This window comes from Nonomuraea sp. NPDC048916, assembly GCF_040649575.1.
Taxonomy (GTDB): domain Bacteria; phylum Actinomycetota; class Actinomycetes; order Streptosporangiales; family Streptosporangiaceae; genus Nonomuraea.
Genome location: NZ_JBEZFS010000001.1, coordinates 277,451 through 293,646, shown reverse-complemented (window position 1 = coordinate 293,646; position 16,196 = coordinate 277,451). Strand labels below are relative to the sequence as shown.

General features: G+C 70.9%; 16 protein-coding genes. 1 reads left to right on the top strand and 15 read right to left on the bottom strand.

What is annotated here, in order from left to right:
* Positions 1 to 58: 58 nt before the first annotated feature.
* The 5 genes from AB0C16_RS01505 to AB0C16_RS01485 form a co-directional block, all read right to left on the bottom strand.
* Positions 59 to 1,378: a cytochrome P450 gene (locus AB0C16_RS01505; RefSeq protein WP_357677662.1), complete on the bottom strand. Its 1,320-nt coding sequence runs from the start codon at positions 1,376 to 1,378 to the stop codon at positions 59 to 61.
* Positions 1,375 to 1,998 carry an ATP/GTP-binding protein gene (locus AB0C16_RS01500; protein WP_357677659.1) on the bottom strand — a complete coding sequence of 208 codons (624 nt, stop codon included), beginning with the start codon at positions 1,996 to 1,998 and terminating at the stop codon, positions 1,375 to 1,377. Before AB0C16_RS01500 ends, AB0C16_RS01505 begins: the two co-directional genes overlap by 4 nt.
* The gene (locus AB0C16_RS01495; RefSeq protein WP_357677657.1) at positions 1,979 to 2,335 is read right to left on the bottom strand and encodes a DUF742 domain-containing protein; all 357 of its coding nucleotides are present in this window, start codon (positions 2,333 to 2,335) and stop codon (positions 1,979 to 1,981) included. Before AB0C16_RS01495 ends, AB0C16_RS01500 begins: the two co-directional genes overlap by 20 nt.
* Positions 2,332 to 2,766, bottom strand: a complete 435-nt coding sequence (locus AB0C16_RS01490; RefSeq protein ID WP_357677656.1) for a roadblock/LC7 domain-containing protein — start codon at positions 2,764 to 2,766, stop codon at positions 2,332 to 2,334. Before AB0C16_RS01490 ends, AB0C16_RS01495 begins: the two co-directional genes overlap by 4 nt.
* A 94-nt stretch (positions 2,767 to 2,860) precedes the next feature.
* Positions 2,861 to 4,462 carry an ATP-binding protein gene (locus AB0C16_RS01485; protein WP_357677654.1) on the bottom strand — a complete coding sequence of 534 codons (1,602 nt, stop codon included), beginning with the start codon at positions 4,460 to 4,462 and terminating at the stop codon, positions 2,861 to 2,863.
* Between the two features lie 502 nt (positions 4,463 to 4,964).
* On the opposite strand from AB0C16_RS01485, the gene AB0C16_RS01480 reads away from it, so the two are divergent.
* The gene (locus AB0C16_RS01480) at positions 4,965 to 5,429 is read left to right on the top strand and encodes a nuclear transport factor 2 family protein (protein WP_357677652.1); all 465 of its coding nucleotides are present in this window, start codon (positions 4,965 to 4,967) and stop codon (positions 5,427 to 5,429) included.
* 120 nt (positions 5,430 to 5,549) lie between these two features.
* Here AB0C16_RS01480 and AB0C16_RS01475 read toward each other — a convergent pair whose 3' ends face one another.
* The 10 genes from AB0C16_RS01475 to AB0C16_RS01430 all read right to left on the bottom strand — a co-directional run bounded on the left by AB0C16_RS01475 (position 5,550) and on the right by AB0C16_RS01430 (position 16,163).
* Positions 5,550 to 7,928: a xanthine dehydrogenase family protein molybdopterin-binding subunit gene (locus tag AB0C16_RS01475; RefSeq protein ID WP_357677650.1), complete on the bottom strand. Its 2,379-nt coding sequence runs from the start codon at positions 7,926 to 7,928 to the stop codon at positions 5,550 to 5,552.
* Positions 7,925 to 8,413 (bottom strand): (2Fe-2S)-binding protein, encoded by a 489-nt coding sequence (locus AB0C16_RS01470; protein WP_357677648.1) that lies wholly within the window; start codon positions 8,411 to 8,413, stop codon positions 7,925 to 7,927. Before AB0C16_RS01470 ends, AB0C16_RS01475 begins: the two co-directional genes overlap by 4 nt.
* Positions 8,410 to 9,285: an FAD binding domain-containing protein gene (locus AB0C16_RS01465; protein ID WP_357677646.1), complete on the bottom strand. Its 876-nt coding sequence runs from the start codon at positions 9,283 to 9,285 to the stop codon at positions 8,410 to 8,412. Before AB0C16_RS01465 ends, AB0C16_RS01470 begins: the two co-directional genes overlap by 4 nt.
* A gap of 98 nt (positions 9,286 to 9,383) precedes the next feature.
* Entirely contained in the window at positions 9,384 to 10,358 is a 975-nt protein-coding gene (locus AB0C16_RS01460) for a biotin-dependent carboxyltransferase family protein (protein WP_357677644.1), read from the bottom strand.
* Complete coding sequence (locus tag AB0C16_RS01455; RefSeq protein ID WP_357677641.1) at positions 10,348 to 11,253, bottom strand: carboxyltransferase domain-containing protein; 906 nt, start codon at positions 11,251 to 11,253, stop codon at positions 10,348 to 10,350. The genes AB0C16_RS01460 and AB0C16_RS01455 overlap by 11 nt, the downstream gene beginning before the upstream one ends.
* The gene (locus AB0C16_RS01450) at positions 11,250 to 12,614 is read right to left on the bottom strand and encodes an acetyl-CoA carboxylase biotin carboxylase subunit (RefSeq protein WP_357677639.1); all 1,365 of its coding nucleotides are present in this window, start codon (positions 12,612 to 12,614) and stop codon (positions 11,250 to 11,252) included. Before AB0C16_RS01450 ends, AB0C16_RS01455 begins: the two co-directional genes overlap by 4 nt.
* Before the next feature lie 5 nt (positions 12,615 to 12,619).
* Positions 12,620 to 12,865 (bottom strand): acetyl-CoA carboxylase, encoded by a 246-nt coding sequence (locus tag AB0C16_RS01445; protein WP_357677637.1) that lies wholly within the window; start codon positions 12,863 to 12,865, stop codon positions 12,620 to 12,622.
* Positions 12,858 to 13,607 carry a 5-oxoprolinase subunit PxpA gene (gene pxpA / locus AB0C16_RS01440; RefSeq protein WP_357677634.1) on the bottom strand — a complete coding sequence of 250 codons (750 nt, stop codon included), beginning with the start codon at positions 13,605 to 13,607 and terminating at the stop codon, positions 12,858 to 12,860. The genes AB0C16_RS01445 and pxpA overlap by 8 nt, the downstream gene beginning before the upstream one ends.
* 1 nt (position 13,608) lies before the next feature.
* The gene (locus AB0C16_RS01435) at positions 13,609 to 14,640 is read right to left on the bottom strand and encodes an ABC transporter permease (RefSeq protein WP_357677632.1); all 1,032 of its coding nucleotides are present in this window, start codon (positions 14,638 to 14,640) and stop codon (positions 13,609 to 13,611) included.
* Positions 14,637 to 16,163, bottom strand: a complete 1,527-nt coding sequence (locus AB0C16_RS01430) for a sugar ABC transporter ATP-binding protein (protein WP_357677630.1) — start codon at positions 16,161 to 16,163, stop codon at positions 14,637 to 14,639. The genes AB0C16_RS01435 and AB0C16_RS01430 overlap by 4 nt, the downstream gene beginning before the upstream one ends.
* Between the last annotated feature and the right edge of the window lie 33 nt (positions 16,164 to 16,196).

Genomic DNA, 16,196 nt, shown 5'->3' with positions numbered 1-16,196 from the left:
GCGCCGGGCTCGTGGCCGGGTTCGGCCGTGGTCCTGTCGAAGGGGCGGCGTCGAAGGGTCAGCGGAGGTCGTCCCAGGAATGGGAGGATGGCCGGCCGATCGGGGTGCCGGGGGTGAACTGGACGGGGAGCGACTCCAGGGCGCGGATCCAGATCGAGCGCCGCCACCGCAGGTCCTCCGGCGCCACCACCAGATGGACGTCCGGGAGGCGGTCCAGGAGCACCTCCACGGCCGTCTTGGCGATGATCTCGCCCAGCTCCGGGGCGGGGTAGGGGCAGCCGTACTCGCCGTGGCTGAAGGACATGTGCGCGCGGTTGGGCCCCGTGTACGCGTCGGCGCCCGGCTGGACCTGGGGGTCGGCGTTGGCCGCGGCGAGGCTGAGCACCAGCAGGTCGCCCCGGCGGATGCGGTGCCCGGCCAGCTCGCAGTCCTGGGCGCTGAAGCGGGCGGGCGTGTTCTGCATCGGCGGGTCCTTCCACAGGACCTGGTTCAGCGCTTCGCCGACGCTGCTGCGGCCGCCCTGCAAGTCCATCTGGAAGTGGTCGTCGACCAGCATGAGGCGCAGGGTGTTGCCGATCCAGTTGGCGCTGCTGCCGTGGGAGGCCATCACCAGCGTCATCGTGTCGTGGACGATCTCGTCGTCGGTGAGCCCCGCGGGATGCGCCAGCAGGCCCGACATGACGTCGCGGTCGGGGCGGGCGCGCTTGCTCGCCAGGAGCCCGGTCACCCGCGCGACGATGCGCTCGACCATCGCGAAGGCGTCCTTACCGCCGTCCAGCACGATGGTCACCTCCTCGACCAGCGCGGGCACGTCGGCCTCCGGCATGCCGAAGATCCGGGCGATGACCTGGGCCGGGATGCGGGAGGCGTACTGGGAGACCAGGTCGGCCCGGCCGTCGCCGGCGAAGGCGTCGATCACGAGGTCGGCGACCTGCTCGCAGATGAGGGTCAGCTCGGTGCGGTCGATCTCGTCCAGCGAGTCGCCGATGGCGCCACCACGCCGCATGCGCTCGGCGCCCTCGGTGAACACCACCGACGGCGCCCAGGTGACGTACGAGCGCAACGGCCAGTCCGGCGGCAGGCGCTCGCTCAGGTTCCAGCGCCTGGGGTCGCGGCCGAACAGCTGCGGCTGGCTGGTGACGTGATGCAGCTCGCGGTAGCCGATCACGAGCCAGGCCGGGACGTCGCCGTCGAGGAGGACGGGGACGACGGGCCCGTACTTGCGGCGCATCTCCTCGTAGAGGGCGGCGGGGTCGTCGTACATCTCCGGCTCGTACAGGCGCACGGCGTCGGCGTGGTCGGGATAACCGTCCGGCGATTCTCGGCCGGGCTCGGAGGGCGAGGCTGCGGAGTCGGGCAGGGCAGGAGGCTTCGTCACGGCGTGCTCTCTCGGGCGGGCGACAGGTCGTGCGGGCGGGCGAGGTGTTCCACGAGCGTGATCAGCACGGTCTTGCACGAGGACCGTTCCCGCGCGTCGCAGTCGACGATCGGGACCTCGGGCGACAGCGCCAGCGCGTCGCGCACCGTGCTCAGGGCGGGCCCGTCGGCGAAGCGGTTGACGGCGACGACGAACGGCATCCGGTGGTGCTCCAGCCGGTCGATGGAGTACCAGGACTCCTCCAGACGACGGGTGTCGACCATGACGACCGCGCCGAGGCTGCCCGCGAACAACTGGTCCCACACGAACCAGAACCGTTGCTGGCCGGGCGCCCCGAACAGGTACAGCACCATGCTGGAGTTGAGCGTGATCCGGCCGAAGTCGAAGGCGACCGTGGTGGTGGTCTTGGTACGGACCCGGCTCGCGTCGTCGATGCCCACGCCGGCCTGGGTCATCACCTCCTCGGTGCTCAGCGGCTGGATCTCGCTGACCGAGCCGACCATGGTCGTCTTGCCGACGCCGAACCCGCCGACGATCACGATTTTGAGGGCGTCCACCGCGGTCTCGCGCAGCGGAGTTCGCCCGGTGGCCGCCGGCTGATCAGAGGTCGTGGAGTGCAACGAGCACCTGCTTCAGGAGTTCGGGATCAGGCCGGCCGGCCTGCGTGGCGGCCGACGGATGACGGACGGTGATGCGGCCGGTGTCGAGCAGGTCGCGCAGCAGGATCTTCACCACGCTGACCGGCAGCCGCAGCTCGGCGGAGATCTCCACGACCGCCGTCGGCCGGCGGGTCATCCGCAGGATCCTGACGTGCTCGGACTGCATGCCGGGAGTGGGGCGGCTCTCGCTCACGATGAGGGAGACCGAGTCGAAGGCGGTCTCGTCGGCGCGGGTGCGTCCCCCGGTGACCGTGTAGAGCCGGTCGGGGTCTTCTCGGTCGATGGCCCGCCGCGTCATGCGCGCTCGCCGTTGGTCTCCGCCTGTCGCGGCGCCGCCGTGAGGTACACGCCGATCTGTTCCACCAGTTCGTTCATGTTGTGCGCGATCAGGCCCACCTCGCCGTCCTCCTCGGCGACCACCGCCAGATGGGCGCCGGCCCCGGCGGGCACGATCAGCAGCAGCCCGCCGGCGAACTCCACCATCGCCTGCCCCGCCCCGATGGCGTCGCCGAACTCGGCGGAGGCGCTCAGCGACAGGCTCTGGATCCCGGCGGCCAGGGCCGCGAGCTGGTCGGCTCCGTCACGTTCCAGGCCGGTGGTGAAGCACATCTTCAGGCCGTCCCTGGTCAGCACCAGCACGTGCCTGATCCCGGGGGTCTTCTCCTTGAGGTTCTCCAGCAGCCAGTCAAGGTTGCGATCGGTGGTGCGCGAAGCGTCGATTGTGCCCATCGAAACGACGGGGCGCACCTCCGGCGCGGGCGCCGGCGGGACGGCCCCTGCCTCCTATCTGTGATCGATAAGGTCCGGTAGCCGCGGGCGGGTGTCAGGAATCGCCCGGGTCCGGAGAAGTACCGCGCCCACGGGCGCCCGCCTGGCGGAACGCGGCGAACCTCGCCGCCGAATCCCGCCCCTCCCGTACGGGCTTGGCGACCGGCGCCTGCAGTGCCCTGCCGGCCTCGGCCAGCGTCTGACCCCGGCGCCGCCTGGGCAGGAGATCCTCGTTCTCCTCTGCCGGTCCCTCCTGTGTGGGTATGGCCGCCGCCACGGAGGCCGTCACCGCGGGACGGCTCGACGGCTCGATCGCGGGTGGGGCGGTGGTGTCCGAGCGGGGCTGCGTGATCAGCAGGCGCGGGATCAGCACCACGACCCCGGTGCCGCCACGGGCCGACGGCCGGAAGCTGACCGTCAGGCCGTACTTGTCGACCAGGCGCCCGACCACCGCGAGTCCCAGCCGGGTGCCGGACAGTGTGCGCAGGTCGAGCGGCTCGCTCACGAGCTTGGTGGCGTGGTGCCGCTCGCGCGGGCGCATGCCCAGGCCGCTGTCCTCGATCGTGATCACGACACCGGCGTCCTCCTCGTCCACGTACACATGAACCTCGGAGCCGTGCGCCGAGAAGGTGGCGGCGTTGTCCATCAGCTCGGCCAGCGCGTGCATCACGCCCTCGGCCGCGTAGCCGGCCACGGCGACGGTGCTGGTGGAGTGCAGCCGGATGCGCCGGTAGGCGCCGACGCGGCCCATCGCGCCGCGAAGGACGCTCTCCATCACGATCGGCCGGGTCCAGCGGCGGCCGGATCTGCCGCCGCTCAGCAGGGCGATGTTGTCGGCCAGCCGGCTCAGCTGGGCGATGCGGTGGTCGAGCTCCAGCAGGTCGGCGAAGACCTCCTCCTGGTCGCCGTACAGCTCCTCCAGCCCGCGCAGCCGGGCGAGCAGGCTGGTGGCCTGGGCCTGCACCCGGGCCGCGGCTCCGGCGCACGCCGCCATCACCGCGGCGCCTCTGCGCTCGCCCTCGCCGAGCTGCCGTGCCGCCTCGCCCAGCAGGTCGCGCAACTGGCTGTGCACCGGCCGGCGGACCTCGGTCAGGGCGGCGGTCACCGACATCCGGTCGGCCTGGATCCGCTTGACCAGGTCGGGCAGCGTCTCGCTCGTCACCCGGGAGATCTCGGCCTCCATGGCCGAACGGGACGCCTGGGCCATGGTGCGCTCGCGTTCGAGCACGTCGAGCTCGTTCGCGGCGGCCTTGAGCAGGTGACGCAGAGGTCCCTCCGGGGGCTGCGCGACGCGGGAGAGGGCGTCGGCGACCGAGACGCCTCCGCGCACCTGGCGTCCGAGCGCGGGCAGCGACTCCTCGGCCATCTGCAGCACTTCACGCTCCAGCCGGGTGAGCCGCGCGGAGGCCCACCTGGCCTGCTCGCGCGAGCGGCGGCCGGCGGCCGAGTAGTGGACGACGGCCGCGGTGGCGCCGGCGAGCAGCGCGGCGGAGACGCCACCGACCATCGCCATCACGCCTTTGGCCTCGGTCGGAACGGAGGACACCGCCCACAGCCACACACAGGCCATGAGGATCATCGTGCCGAGAGAGGCGATGACCGCCAGCTCCCTCGGCGAAAGCCTTCGCTGTGTCCGGTGGGGTGCGTCTGCTGGCATCGGCGGTCCTTGGAGACGTGGCGGCAAGGCATGGCAGAGCCGCGTCGAACCTGCTCCTTCGCGCGACAGGCCGGGTGCGTGGCCGCTTCGCGACAGAGCGCGAAGGGAACAGGCGCACACGGTAGCACCACGTGTACGGTTACGAACAGATAGGCACTCCCGAATCACGCGTTTCGCTTTTAATGCACATTGAGTCAATACGTGCGTTAATTACTGCCGCACCAGGCGCGCGAGGCCGGCCCAGCCGGCGCACTGCCTCCCCGGGGCCGAGCCCTCGTACGAGGGTGGCGCAGAACTCGTCTTCCAGCCGGACGTAGCCGCTCATGTGACCTCCGCTCTCGCCATGATCGCGGTGCTCCTCGCAGCCGCCTCAGACAGTTGCGGGGGGCCGCCGCGCGGCCACGCACCGCCCGGTCATCGTGACCTCAACGATCGGCCAAGCGGGGGCCGACCGGCGGATCACCTACTGTCGCGGGACGCCCGCGTCGATGAGGATGACCGCATGACGAGACCGCCGCTGCCTCCGTTCACCTTCGAGACCGCCACCCGGAAAGTACGGCTGGCGGAGGACGCCTGGAACACCCGCGACCCCGAGAAGGTGGCCCAGGCCTACACGCTCGACTCCGCCTGGCGCAACCGCGCGGAGTTCGTCAACGGGCGCGACGAGATCGTCGCGTTCCTCACCCGCAAATGGGCGCGGGAGCTGGAGTATCGGCTCATCAAGGAGCTCTGGGCGTTCCAGGGTGACCGGATCGCCGTGCGTTTCGCGTACGAGTGTCACGACGATTCCGGCAACTGGTTCCGTTCCTACGGCAACGAGAACTGGGAGTTCGACGGCGAGGGGCTGATGCGGGTGAGGTACGCCTCCATCAACGACCTGCCGATCACGGAGGCGGAGCGCAGGTATCACTGGCCGCTGGGCCGCCGCCCGGACGACCATCCGGGGTTGAGCGACCTGGGGTTGTGAAGACCCCGATTACCCCGGGTCGCACGCCTGGTTTGCACGTCCGGGTCGCACGCCCGGGTCGCACACCCGGTTTGCACGTCCGGTTCGCACGCCCGGTTCGCACCTCACGGGTTGCGGGCCTCACAGCCCCGCGGCGGCCATCAGCTCCTCCGGGTCCGCGATCACGTTGGCACGCCAGCCCGGCCCGATGTGCCGGAGCTCCACGTTTTCGTCCTCCCTGTCCAGGATGAGGCCGAGGACCCGCTGCGGGGTCAGCGGGATCTGCGACACCGGTTTGCCGATGGCGTCCGCTACCGCGCAGGAGACCGCGGCGGCGACGTTGAGGATGGGCACCTCGCCGGCGCCCTTGACTCCCAGGGGTCCGAAGGACGGGGCCCCCTCGTACAGATCGAGCTGGACGGGGACGACGTCACCGGAGAGGGGCATGCGGTAGGTCTCGAAACCCGTCTGCCGCACCTTCCCCCGGGCGTCGATGGTGATCTCCTCGTGCAGCGCGTAGCCCAGGCCCTGGACGACGCCGCCCTGCACCTGCCCGCGAATGGCCCTGGGGTTGATCGCCCGTCCGACGTCCTGGACGACGCGGTAGGCGAGCACCTCCACGTGGCCGGTGTCCGGATCCACCGCCACGTCGCACTCGTGCACGGCGAAGACCGGAAGGTCCAGGGCCCCGATCATGTGACCGGCCGCGCAGCCGGACATGGGCTGCACCCCGATGCCGGTGAACGAGCCGGAGCCGGAGATCGGCCCGGACACCGCCTGCGCCCGCTCGGCCACCTCCCTGAGGGTGACCCTCGCCGACGGCACTCCGTTCACGGCGACGTGGCCATCGGTGAGGACCAGGTCGGCGGGCGACGCCTCGAGCATCTCCGAGGCGAGATCGAAGACCTTCCTGCGCACCTCGTCGCAGGCCGCGACCCCGGCCGCGCCCAGGGAGACGGTCGTCCGGCCGCCGCCCACGCCGCCGTCGTATCCCGCCGCGTCGGTGTCGGCGGCCCGGACCGTGACGTCCTCCGGCCGCAGGCCCAGCGACTCGGCGACGAGCTGCGGGATCGCCTGCATGGTCGACCCCGAGCCGATCTCGACGCCGGCGGTGACCAGGGTGGCCGTGCCGTCCGGGTTGAGGTTCACCGTGGCGGCGGAGGGGCCGACGAAGATGAACCAGGTGCCGACCGTCGTCGCCGTCCCGTAGAGGCGCCCGTCGTCGGGGCGCTCCGCCGGCGCGGCGGAGTCGCGCAGCGCGACCATCCGGTCGATCATCGGGGCGAGCACGTCGCCCTCGAAGACCTGCCCGGTGGATCCGAGGTCGCCGTCGCCGAGGACGTTGCGCCGTCTGAACTCCACCCTGTCCATGCCGAGCGCCGCGCAGATCTCGTCCGTGTGCCGTTCGAGGGCGGCGGTGCAGTAGGTGCCGTTGCAGGCGCGGAAGGCGCCGTTGGGGGGAGTGTTGGTGTAGACGGCCCGGCTCACCAGCCGCACGGCTCCGAGCCGGTAGTTTCCGCCGAGCGTGTGGGCGGTCATGCTGGTCAGGAACGGCTGCTCGCCGCCGTAGGCGCCGCAGTCCATCAGGACCACCGCCTCCCGGGCGACGATCTCGCCCGACTCGGTGACGGCCGAGCGGATCCGGATCTCCGCGTTCTCTCGGCAGAGCGCCGTCTGCATCTCCTCCTGGCGACTGTTGACCAGCTTGACGGGCCGGCCCGCGGCCCGTGCCAGCAGCGCGGCGAATGGTTCGAGGCTGACCTCGAACTTCATGCCGAACCCTCCGCCCACCGGCGGGACCACCACGCGGACGTCGGCCTCTCTCACCCCGAGGAGGCGGGCGGTGGAGTTGCGGACCGCCCAGGGCACCTGGGTGGACGTCTGGATGACGAACCGGCCGTTCTCGTAGCCGGCCACGCAGGCGCGGGGTTCGAGCGGGGCCTGGTTCTGCCGGCCGGCCACGAACTCCGTCTCGATGACGCGCACATCGCTCCGGGCGAAGGCGGCGTCGGTGTCGCCCCGGACCACGGTGGCTTCCCAGCCGATGTTGCGCGCCCGCTCACCGCCCTCGAAGAGCACGTCGTAGTCCTCCCAGCCCGGGTGGAGGTCGCGGGCGTCGTCGGCCAGCGCCTGCGCCATCGTGAGCAGCGGGGCGTACTCCTCGACTTCGACCACGATCGCGGCGGCCGCCGCGCGTGCCTGTTCGAGAGTCTCCGCCGCGACCGCCGCGATGGGCTCGCCCAGGTATCGGATCTGGTCGACGGCGAACAGGGGATGGTCGGCGATGGTGATCCCGTAGCGGCCCGGGGCGTCGGCCGCCGACACGACGGCCCGCACTCCGGGCATGCGGCGGGCCGGCTCCAGGTCGATCGACACGATGCGGCCCGCCGGGACCTCCGATCGGCGCAGGGCGGCGTGGAGGAGCCCGCCCTCGGCCGCGTCGACCGTGAACACCGTCCGGCCGCGCAGTTTGTCCTCGGCGTCGCGGCGAGGCAGGTCCACTCCGATGACGTCGCTCACGACGCGTCCTCCTCCTTCGTCCCGGTGGCGGCCCGTGCCGCGGTCAGGGCGGCGTCGACGATGCGGTCGTAGCCGGTGCACCGGCAGATGTTGCCGACCAGGGCCTCGTGGACGTCACGCCGCTCGGGAGCGGGGTTCGCCTCCAGCAGCGCGGTCAGTGACATCAGCATCCCGGGGAAGCACATGCCGCACTGCACCGCGTCGTTGTCCTTCATCGCCTGCTGCAGCGGCGACAGCGCGCCGGCCGGGTCGGCGAGGGACTCGACGGTGCGGACCGACCTGCCCTCCGCCATGCCCAGCGGCACCAGGCAGGAGGCCACCGCGTCGTCGTCGACGAACACCGTGCAGGATCCGCAGAACCCCTCGCCGCATGCCGCCTTCGTGCCGCGTAGATGCAGCTCCTCGCGGAGCACCCTCGCCAGGGGAGTCATGGGGTCGGCGTGCACCCGGCGCGCCTCACCGTTGACGACCAGTTCGGTGGTCATGCCCTGCCCGCCCTTCCGCGCCGCTCCAGCGCGCGTACGGCACGGCCGACGACCGTCGGCAGCACCTGCAGTCGATACCAGTCATCCGCCTCCACCGACGTTCGCGGGGTGAAGGCTCCGGCGAGTTCGCGGGCCGTACGGACCGCGGCGTCCGCGTCGAGCGGCCGGCCGGTCATCGCGCTCGCCAGCTCGGGCCACAGGCGGGCCACGGGCTCGACCGAGCCCACGGCGACGGTGGCCGAGCCGACCACTCCCGCCTCGTCGAGCGCGGCCGAGACGCTGACGATGGCGACCGGGTAGTCTCCCGCCCGCCGCAGGGTCAGGCGGGCGTGCGCGGAGACGACCGGCGCCAGCGGCACCGACACGTGGGCCAGCACGGTTCCCTGGGGTTGGGTGTCGCGCGTGGCGAGAAACCTGCTGAGCGGCGCCGTCGTGGTGCCCGCCGGGCCCGCCAGGATCACCCTGGCCGACAGGCTGAGCAGCGCAGGGACCAGATCGGCCGCCGCGAAGTCGCGGGTGCAGAGGTTGCCGCCGACCGTGGCCTGACGCCTGACGGACGGGTTGGCCGAGGCCGACGCGGCCTGCCGGAGGGCCTCCAGCGCCGGGTAGCCGGCCAGCGCGCCGGCCAGCCGCGCGTGGGTGACGGCGGCGCCGATCGTGAGGCTCGCACCGTCGTCTTCGATCCGCCGCAACTCCTCGATCCGGGCCAGCGACACGTACTCGCGGAGGAACGACTCGCCACGAGAGGGACTTCTCATGATCCAGGTGGCGCCCGCGATGGGGGCGGCGTCCGGGCCGGCGATCGCCAGCCGTTCGACGGCGTCGTCCAGCGAGGTCGGCTGGTACAGCTCGGGCGCTGTCTGAACTGTCATCGAGAGCTCCTTGTCTAGTGGCCGGGCCCCGGTGCCGCGGGAGTGTGCCGGGCCGATGCCGGGCAGCGCCGGGCGGTCACCGCCGGCGCCACCCGGCGTCAGGCGGCCTCGTCCAGGGCCTGGCGTACCTTCAGCTCCCAGCTCGCGGAGTCGGCGCGGGCCCGCAGCGCCTCGTCGAGGGTCACGGCGATGAAGCGGGTGCGGGTGCCGGGGGAGCACTGCGCCACCAGGTTGAGGTCGGCGCTGATCACGCTGGCCACCATGGCGTAGCCGCCGCCGGAGACCGCGTCGCGATGCAGGATGATCGGCTCGACGCCGCCGGGCACCTGGATCGAACCGACCGGGTAACCGGCGTCGACGATGTTGGACGGGTCGGAGCCGGCGCCGAACGGCTGGACGCGCTCCTCCCATTCCAGGACCGGACCCGAGTAGCGGAAGCCCGTGCGGTCGGCGACCGGGGTCAGCGACCACTCCGATTCGAGCAGGCAGCTCCGCCCGGCGTCGGTCAGCCGGTAGTCGTACAGCCCGAGGACCACCCGCAGCTCCACGTCGCGGCTGTAGGAGGGCCTGAGCGCCTCGGGCACGACCTTGCCCGGCACGCCGTTGGACCGGCCGATCGGCACGACGTCGCCCTTCTTCAGGTTGCGGCCCTCGAAGCCGCCGAACCCGCCGAGCGCGTACGTCGACCGGCTGCCGAGCACGACGGGCACGTCGAACCCGCCGGCGACGGCGATGTAGATACGCGCGCCCGCCTGCAGGAAGCCGAACGTCAGCTGGTCTCCGGCCGCGACGGCGAAGGACTCCCACTGCGGCGCGGGCGCCCCGTTGAGCATCACCGGCATGCTCGCGCCGGTGACGGCCACCACCGTCGGCTCATCGAAGCGCAGCACGGGACCCATGTACGGCGACTCGATGACCGCCGCGTCGGGCGTGTTGCCGACGAGCAGGTTGGCCGCGGCGGCGGCGCGCAGGTCGGCCGCGCCGGACGGCGGGATGCCCACGTTGTAGTAGCCGGGACGGCCGCGGTCCTGGATGCTGGAGGCCAGCCCCGGTTCGAGGATCTCAACTGGCATAGAGCGCCTCCAGAAGTTCGGTGTTGTAGCCGTCGGGATCGGCGAGGAAGCGATCGAGGTCGAACGTCACCGGGCGCTGCCGGTAGCGGTAGGTGCCGGCCTCGACCTCCGCGCGGATGGCCTCGTACTCGTCCTGGTCGATCGCGCGGAACTTGACGATGTCACCGGGCCTGAAGAAGATCATGAAATCGCTGAAGTCGGCGAGCCGCTGCTCCGGGTCGAAGATCGGCACCGGGGTGACGCCGAACATCTGGTAGCCACCCGCTCCGCGGACCGAGTAGATGCACGCGAAGCAGCCGCCGTGCCCGACGGTGAGGGCGGGCGTGTCGGTGCGCGGGCGCAGATACTTGGGCAGCTCCAGCTGCCGCTCCTGCGGGACCATCTGAAACAGGAACGGCAGCCCGGCCACGAACCCGACCATGGAGGTGATCCACGGCGAGCCGGAGTGGGCGTCGATGAACGCCTGCACCGAGTCGAGGTCGTTCTCCACGGCCGCGAACTCCAGGTCGTTGCCCTCGGGCCGCTGGTGCCGGTCGCGGAAGCGGGCGCCCGTCTCGTTGGTGAACGGGTCGTCGTACCAGACGGGGACCTCGAAGATCCGGGTCTCCACACTGCGTGAGGGGGAGCCGGCGACCTTGTCCTCCGCCGCCCGCACCGCCGCCTCGACCTCGGCCGGCGGCACGACGTCGGGGTCGAACCTGATCAGCAGGGAGGCGTTCGCCGGGCAGATGTCCACGATGCCCGGGATGCGCTCCTCGCTGAGGATCTTCGACACCGCCATGGCGGTGAAGTTGACCTCAAGGCTCATGGCCTCGGCGAACTGGACGACCAGGTGCTCGTCGCCGCCCCAGGAGTAGCGACTCTCGCCTGATTTGCGCGCGATGTTGTGTGTCATGTGTTCCCGCCACTCTTGTTGCGGCCGGCCATCCACCCTTCGAGGAAGGTGGTGTGGTAGCGGCCTTCGCGGAATTCCTCGATGTCGATCACGGTGCGCATGAAGCCCGCGGTGGTGACGACACCTTCCACTTCGACCTCGTCCAGGGTGCGCGCCAGGCGGGCGATCGCCGACGCGCGGGTGTCGGACCAGACCACGATCTTGGCCAGCAGGGAGTCGTAGAAGGGACTCACCTCGCTGCCGGGTCCGAAGCCCGAGTCGATGCGGACGAACGGGCCGCCCGGCATCCGCATGGCCGAAAGGACGCCGGGGCTCGGCATGAAGGCGAACTCCGGGTTCTCCGCGTTGAGCCGCACCTCGATGGCGTGGCCGCGGAACTCGACCTCGGACTGCGCGAACGACAGGGGCGCCCCGGAGGCCACCGTCAGCTGCTCGCGGACCAGGTCGCGGCCGGTCACCATCTCCGTCACCGGATGCTCCACCTGGATCCGGGTGTTCATCTCGATGAAGTAGAACTCCTCGGTCGCGGGGTCGTAGAGGAACTCGACCGTGCCGGCCCCGGTGTAGGCCGCCACCTTGGCGAGCGCGACGGCCGAGTCGGTCATGGCCGCGCGTACGTGCTCGGGCAGGCCGGGCGCTCCCGCCTCCTCCAGCACCTTCTGGCGTCGCCGCTGCATCGAGCATTCGCGTTCGCCGAGGTGGACGAAGTTCGCGCCGTCACCGAACACCTGAACCTCGATGTGCCTGGCGTGGGCGACGAACCGCTCGATGTAGACCAGCCCACTGCCGAACGCCGCCTGGGCCTCGGCCTGGGCGACCGGCAGCGCCTCGGTGAGCTCCGACGCGTCGGCCACGACGCGGATGCCGCGGCCGCCGCCGCCGGCGGCGGCCTTGATCGCCACCGGGTAGCCCGCCAGCTCCGCCGCCGCCAGGGCCTCCCTCAGGTCGTTGACCGGCCCGGCGGATCCCGGGACCGTCGGCACCCCGGCCTCCTCGGCGGCGGACCTCGCCCGGGCCTTGTCTCCCATCAGCCGGATCGTCTTGGCGGACGGCCCGACGAAGGTGACCCTGGCGTCGGTGACCTTCTGCGCGAACTCGGCCCGCTCCGACAGGAATCCGTAGCCGGGATGGACCGCGTCCGCGCCCAGGTCGACCGCCGCCGTGACGATGGCGTCCATGTCCAGGTAGCTGCGGGAGGCCGCGGGCGGGCCGATGAGCACCCGCTCGTCGGCCAGCCGGGCGTGCAGCGCGTCCTGGTCGGCCTCGCTGTAGACGGCCACCGTGCTGATCCCGAGTTCACGGGCCGCACGGATGATTCGTACCGCGATCTCCCCACGGTTGGCGACCAGCAGCTTACGCAAAGAGATCAGTCCTTCTCGATCGTGAGGATGCCGTCGCCGGGGCCGATGATGCTCTCGTTCTCCGCGTGGATCCGCGTCACGGTCCCGCTCGCTCCGGCCTTGATCTCGGCGAACTGCTTCATGACCTCGACCAGGCCGACGGTGGTGTCGGCGCTGACCACGGCGCCCACCTCGACGAAGGGGTCCTTGTCGGGCGCGGGACGGGTGTAGAAGACGCCGGGAAGCGGAGACTGCACAACGTGCTCAGACATGCGAGACCTTTCCAGAAGTCGAATCCTGCGAATCGATGACAGCCCTGATGGCGGTGGCCACTGCCACAGCGTTGGGAGTGTCCGAATGGACGCAGACCGTATCGAACCTCATCGGGATTCGTTCGCCCGTGGCGGCGATGGCGACCCCTTGATCGAGGGCGATCATCATTCGCTCCACTGCCCGTTCGACCGGCGTGGCATGCGGCCGCCGGGCGATGATCAATCCGCCGTTGGCGGAATACTCAAGATCGACGTAGAACTCCGCGAGGAACGGAACACCGCGGGCGGCGCAGACGCGCTCGTGCGCGGTGCCCGCCATGCCGTACACCGGGACCTCGTACATCGCGGCGACGTCGCACACCGCGTCCATCAGCGCCTCGTCACGAGCGACCATGCCGTAGAGCGAGCCGTGCGGCTTGATGTGGTCGAGCGCGACGCCCGCCGCGTCGAGGAAGCCCTTGAGCGCGCCGACCTGGTACAGGACGATGTCGCGCACCTCGTCGGCGTACAGCTTCATCTCGCGCCGGCCGAAGCCGACCGGGTCGGGCAGGCCCGGGTGCGCGCCGACGGAGACCCCGGCGGCGGCCGCGTTGGTGACGGTCTCGCGGATGCCGCTCGGATCGCCCGCGTGGAACCCGCACGCCACGTTCGCGGTGTCGATGAGACCGAGCAGCGCTTCGTCGTTTCCGAAGGAGTGGATCCCGTAGGACTCGCCCATGTCGGAGTTGAGAGTGACCTTCATTTCATACCTTTCCGGCGTACACCGCTGACGCGAGCCGGGTGCGGAGCCGGTCAGCGACGACCGCCAGGGCCAGGACGACGCCAGTGACGATCATCTGGTAGTAGGAGTTGATCTGCGCCAGGTTCATTCCGTTGGCGACGATCCCAATGAACACGGCGCCCAGCACCGCGTCGAGCACCCGGCCCGATCCGCCGCGCAGGCTGACCCCTCCGATGACGGCCGCGGCGATCGTCTGCAGCGGCAGGGAAGCGCCGATGTTCGCCTCACCGGTCTCGATGCGCGCGGTGAGCAGCACGGACCCGACCGCCGCCAGGGCTCCGGCCGTCACGTACGCCAGGATCAGGGTGCGGAACTCGCTGACTCCCGACAGCCGGGCGGCGCGAGGGCTCGACCCGACCGAGTAGATGTGGCGTCCGGGACGGGTCAAAGTCAGCAGCACCCAGAGGATCAGCGCGGCCAGCGCGGCGATCCAGATGGAGATGCCTATCCCGAAGACGCTGCCGAAGCCCAGCCAGTCGCTGAACTCCACGGGCAGCCCGGAGACCGGCACGCCCGAGGTGAGCATCAGGGCGAGCCCCGAGAACACCGAGGCCGTCGCCAGCGTCATGATGAAGGGATTGATGTTGAAGCTCGCCACGCCCAGGCCGTTGATGAGCCCGCAGGCCATGCCCACGCCCACGCCCACGACGATCCCGGTCGCCACGGCCGCCAGCGGGGAGCCCGTCTGGGCCGACATGGTCATCGCCGTGCTCACCGAGACCAGCGCGGTGATGGCGCCGATCGACAGGTCGAACCCTCCGGCCAGCAGTACGACGAACTGGCCCAGTGTGGCGATGATGATGTACGAGTTCTGCCTGAGCGCCGAGTGGATGTTGTCCACGGTCAGGAAGTTGTCCGACATCATCGAGAAGGTGATCAGCGCGACGACCACCAGGATCGGCAGCACGCCGATCTTGACGAAGATCCGGGCGGCGTACGAGATCGCGGATGCTCGTGGCCGCGCCGTCACTTCGACCTCACTCTGGAGGGTCATGCGATCTCCTTCGCCGGTTCGTCCCAATGCATCATGTGACGCAGGATCGTTTCCTCGTTGATGTCGTCCTGCCGCAGCTCGGCGGTGATCGTCCCGTGCGCGAACACGTACACCCGGTGGCACAGGTGCAGGATCTCCGGCAGCTCCGAGGAGATGACCAGCACGGCGTTGCCCTGCCGGGCGAGCTCGACGATCTGGTCGTAGATCGTCACCCGGGCTCCGACGTCCACCCCGACCGTCGGCTCGTCCAGCAGGTAGGTGCCGCAGTCGCCGAGGAGCGCCCGCCCGAGCAGGCCCTTCTGCTGGTTGCCGCCGGAGTAGCTGTCGGCCGTCCGCTCGGGGTCGGCGGGGCTCAGCTTCATCCGGCGCAGCATGTCGCCGGCCACGGCGCGCTCCCTGCCGGGACGCAGCACCAGCCCGGCGGACATCGGCTCCCGGCGCAGCCAGGGCAGCGTGACGGACTCGCGCAGCGGCCGGTTCAGGAACAGCCCCTCGGTCTTGCGGTCGCTGGGCAGGTAGACGACGCCCGACCGCATGACGCGGGCCGGCTTGGCGCCCGTGAGATCGGCGCCGCCGATCGTCAGCGTGCCGGAGTCGACCCGTTCCAGGCCGAAGCAGGCGCGGGCCGCGGTGGACTTGCCGGAGCCCATGAGCCCGGCGAATCCCACGATCTCCCCGGCGCGCAGCTCGAAGCTCGCGTTCCGTACGGTGCCGTCGAAGGTCGACAGATCGCGGGCGGCCAGGACGACGCGGGTGCCCGCCTCGGGCAGCTCCGGGTAGAGATCCTCCACCACGCGGCCGGTCATCAGGTTGATCAGCTCGTCGTCGGGCGTGCCGCCCGGGACGGTGGTGATCAGCCGGCCGTCCCGCAGCACGGTCACCCGGTCCGCGAGACGCCGGATCTCGGCCATCCGGTGCGTGATGTAGACGATGCCGATCCCCCGGCCGCGCGCCTCCTCCACGAGGCTGAACAGCCGCTCCGACTCCTCCTCGGTCAGCGAGGCGGTCGGCTCGTCGAGGATGAGCACGCTGAGCTCGGGCCGGAACGCCTTGGCGATCTCGACCATCTGCTGTTCGGCCCGGCTCAGCGTCTCCACTAGCCGATCCGGCGAGATACGGAAGTCGAACTCGTCCAGGCGCTCCTGGGCCAGCCTCCTGACCGCGCGCCGGTTGATGATCCCGTAACGGCCGGGTTCGGCGCCCATGACCAGGTTCTCGGCCACGGTCATCGTGGGCATCAGCGAGAACTCCTGGAACACCGCGCTGATGCCCAGCGCGCGGGCGGCCGCGACGCCCGCGAGCTCGACGGGCCGCCCGTTGACCTCGATCGTCCCGCCGTCCGGATGCTGGGCGCCCGAGATGATCGAGATGAGCGTGGACTTCCCGGCCCCGTTCTCGCCGAAGAGCACGTGCACCTCGCCCTTGCGGAGCTCGAAGTCCACCCGGTCCAGCGCGGTCACGCCGGGGTACTTCTTGGTGAGCCCGCGGACCCGAAGCACCACCTCGTGGTCAGGATGGGTCATGGAGACAACTTTCTGGTCATGGATCACGCCGTC

Excerpts from the sequence above, each read along its gene's own strand:
- AB0C16_RS01495 (WP_357677657.1), bottom strand. The coding sequence starts at position 2,335 with ATGACGCGGCGGGCCATCGACCGAGAAGACCCCGACCGGCTCTACACG.
- AB0C16_RS01490 (WP_357677656.1), bottom strand. The coding sequence starts at position 2,766 with ATGGGCACAATCGACGCTTCGCGCACCACCGATCGCAACCTTGACTGG.
- AB0C16_RS01485 (WP_357677654.1), bottom strand. The coding sequence starts at position 4,462 with ATGCCAGCAGACGCACCCCACCGGACACAGCGAAGGCTTTCGCCGAGG.
- AB0C16_RS01480 (WP_357677652.1), top strand. The coding sequence starts at position 4,965 with ATGACGAGACCGCCGCTGCCTCCGTTCACCTTCGAGACCGCCACCCGG.
- AB0C16_RS01470 (WP_357677648.1), bottom strand. The coding sequence starts at position 8,413 with ATGACCACCGAACTGGTCGTCAACGGTGAGGCGCGCCGGGTGCACGCC.
- AB0C16_RS01465 (WP_357677646.1), bottom strand. The coding sequence starts at position 9,285 with ATGACAGTTCAGACAGCGCCCGAGCTGTACCAGCCGACCTCGCTGGAC.
- AB0C16_RS01460 (WP_357677644.1), bottom strand. The coding sequence starts at position 10,358 with ATGCCAGTTGAGATCCTCGAACCGGGGCTGGCCTCCAGCATCCAGGAC.
- AB0C16_RS01455 (WP_357677641.1), bottom strand. The coding sequence starts at position 11,253 with ATGACACACAACATCGCGCGCAAATCAGGCGAGAGTCGCTACTCCTGG.
- AB0C16_RS01445 (WP_357677637.1), bottom strand. The coding sequence starts at position 12,865 with ATGTCTGAGCACGTTGTGCAGTCTCCGCTTCCCGGCGTCTTCTACACC.
- pxpA (WP_357677634.1), bottom strand. The coding sequence starts at position 13,607 with ATGAAGGTCACTCTCAACTCCGACATGGGCGAGTCCTACGGGATCCAC.
- AB0C16_RS01435 (WP_357677632.1), bottom strand. The coding sequence starts at position 14,640 with ATGACCCTCCAGAGTGAGGTCGAAGTGACGGCGCGGCCACGAGCATCC.
- AB0C16_RS01430 (WP_357677630.1), bottom strand. The coding sequence starts at position 16,163 with ATGACCCATCCTGACCACGAGGTGGTGCTTCGGGTCCGCGGGCTCACC.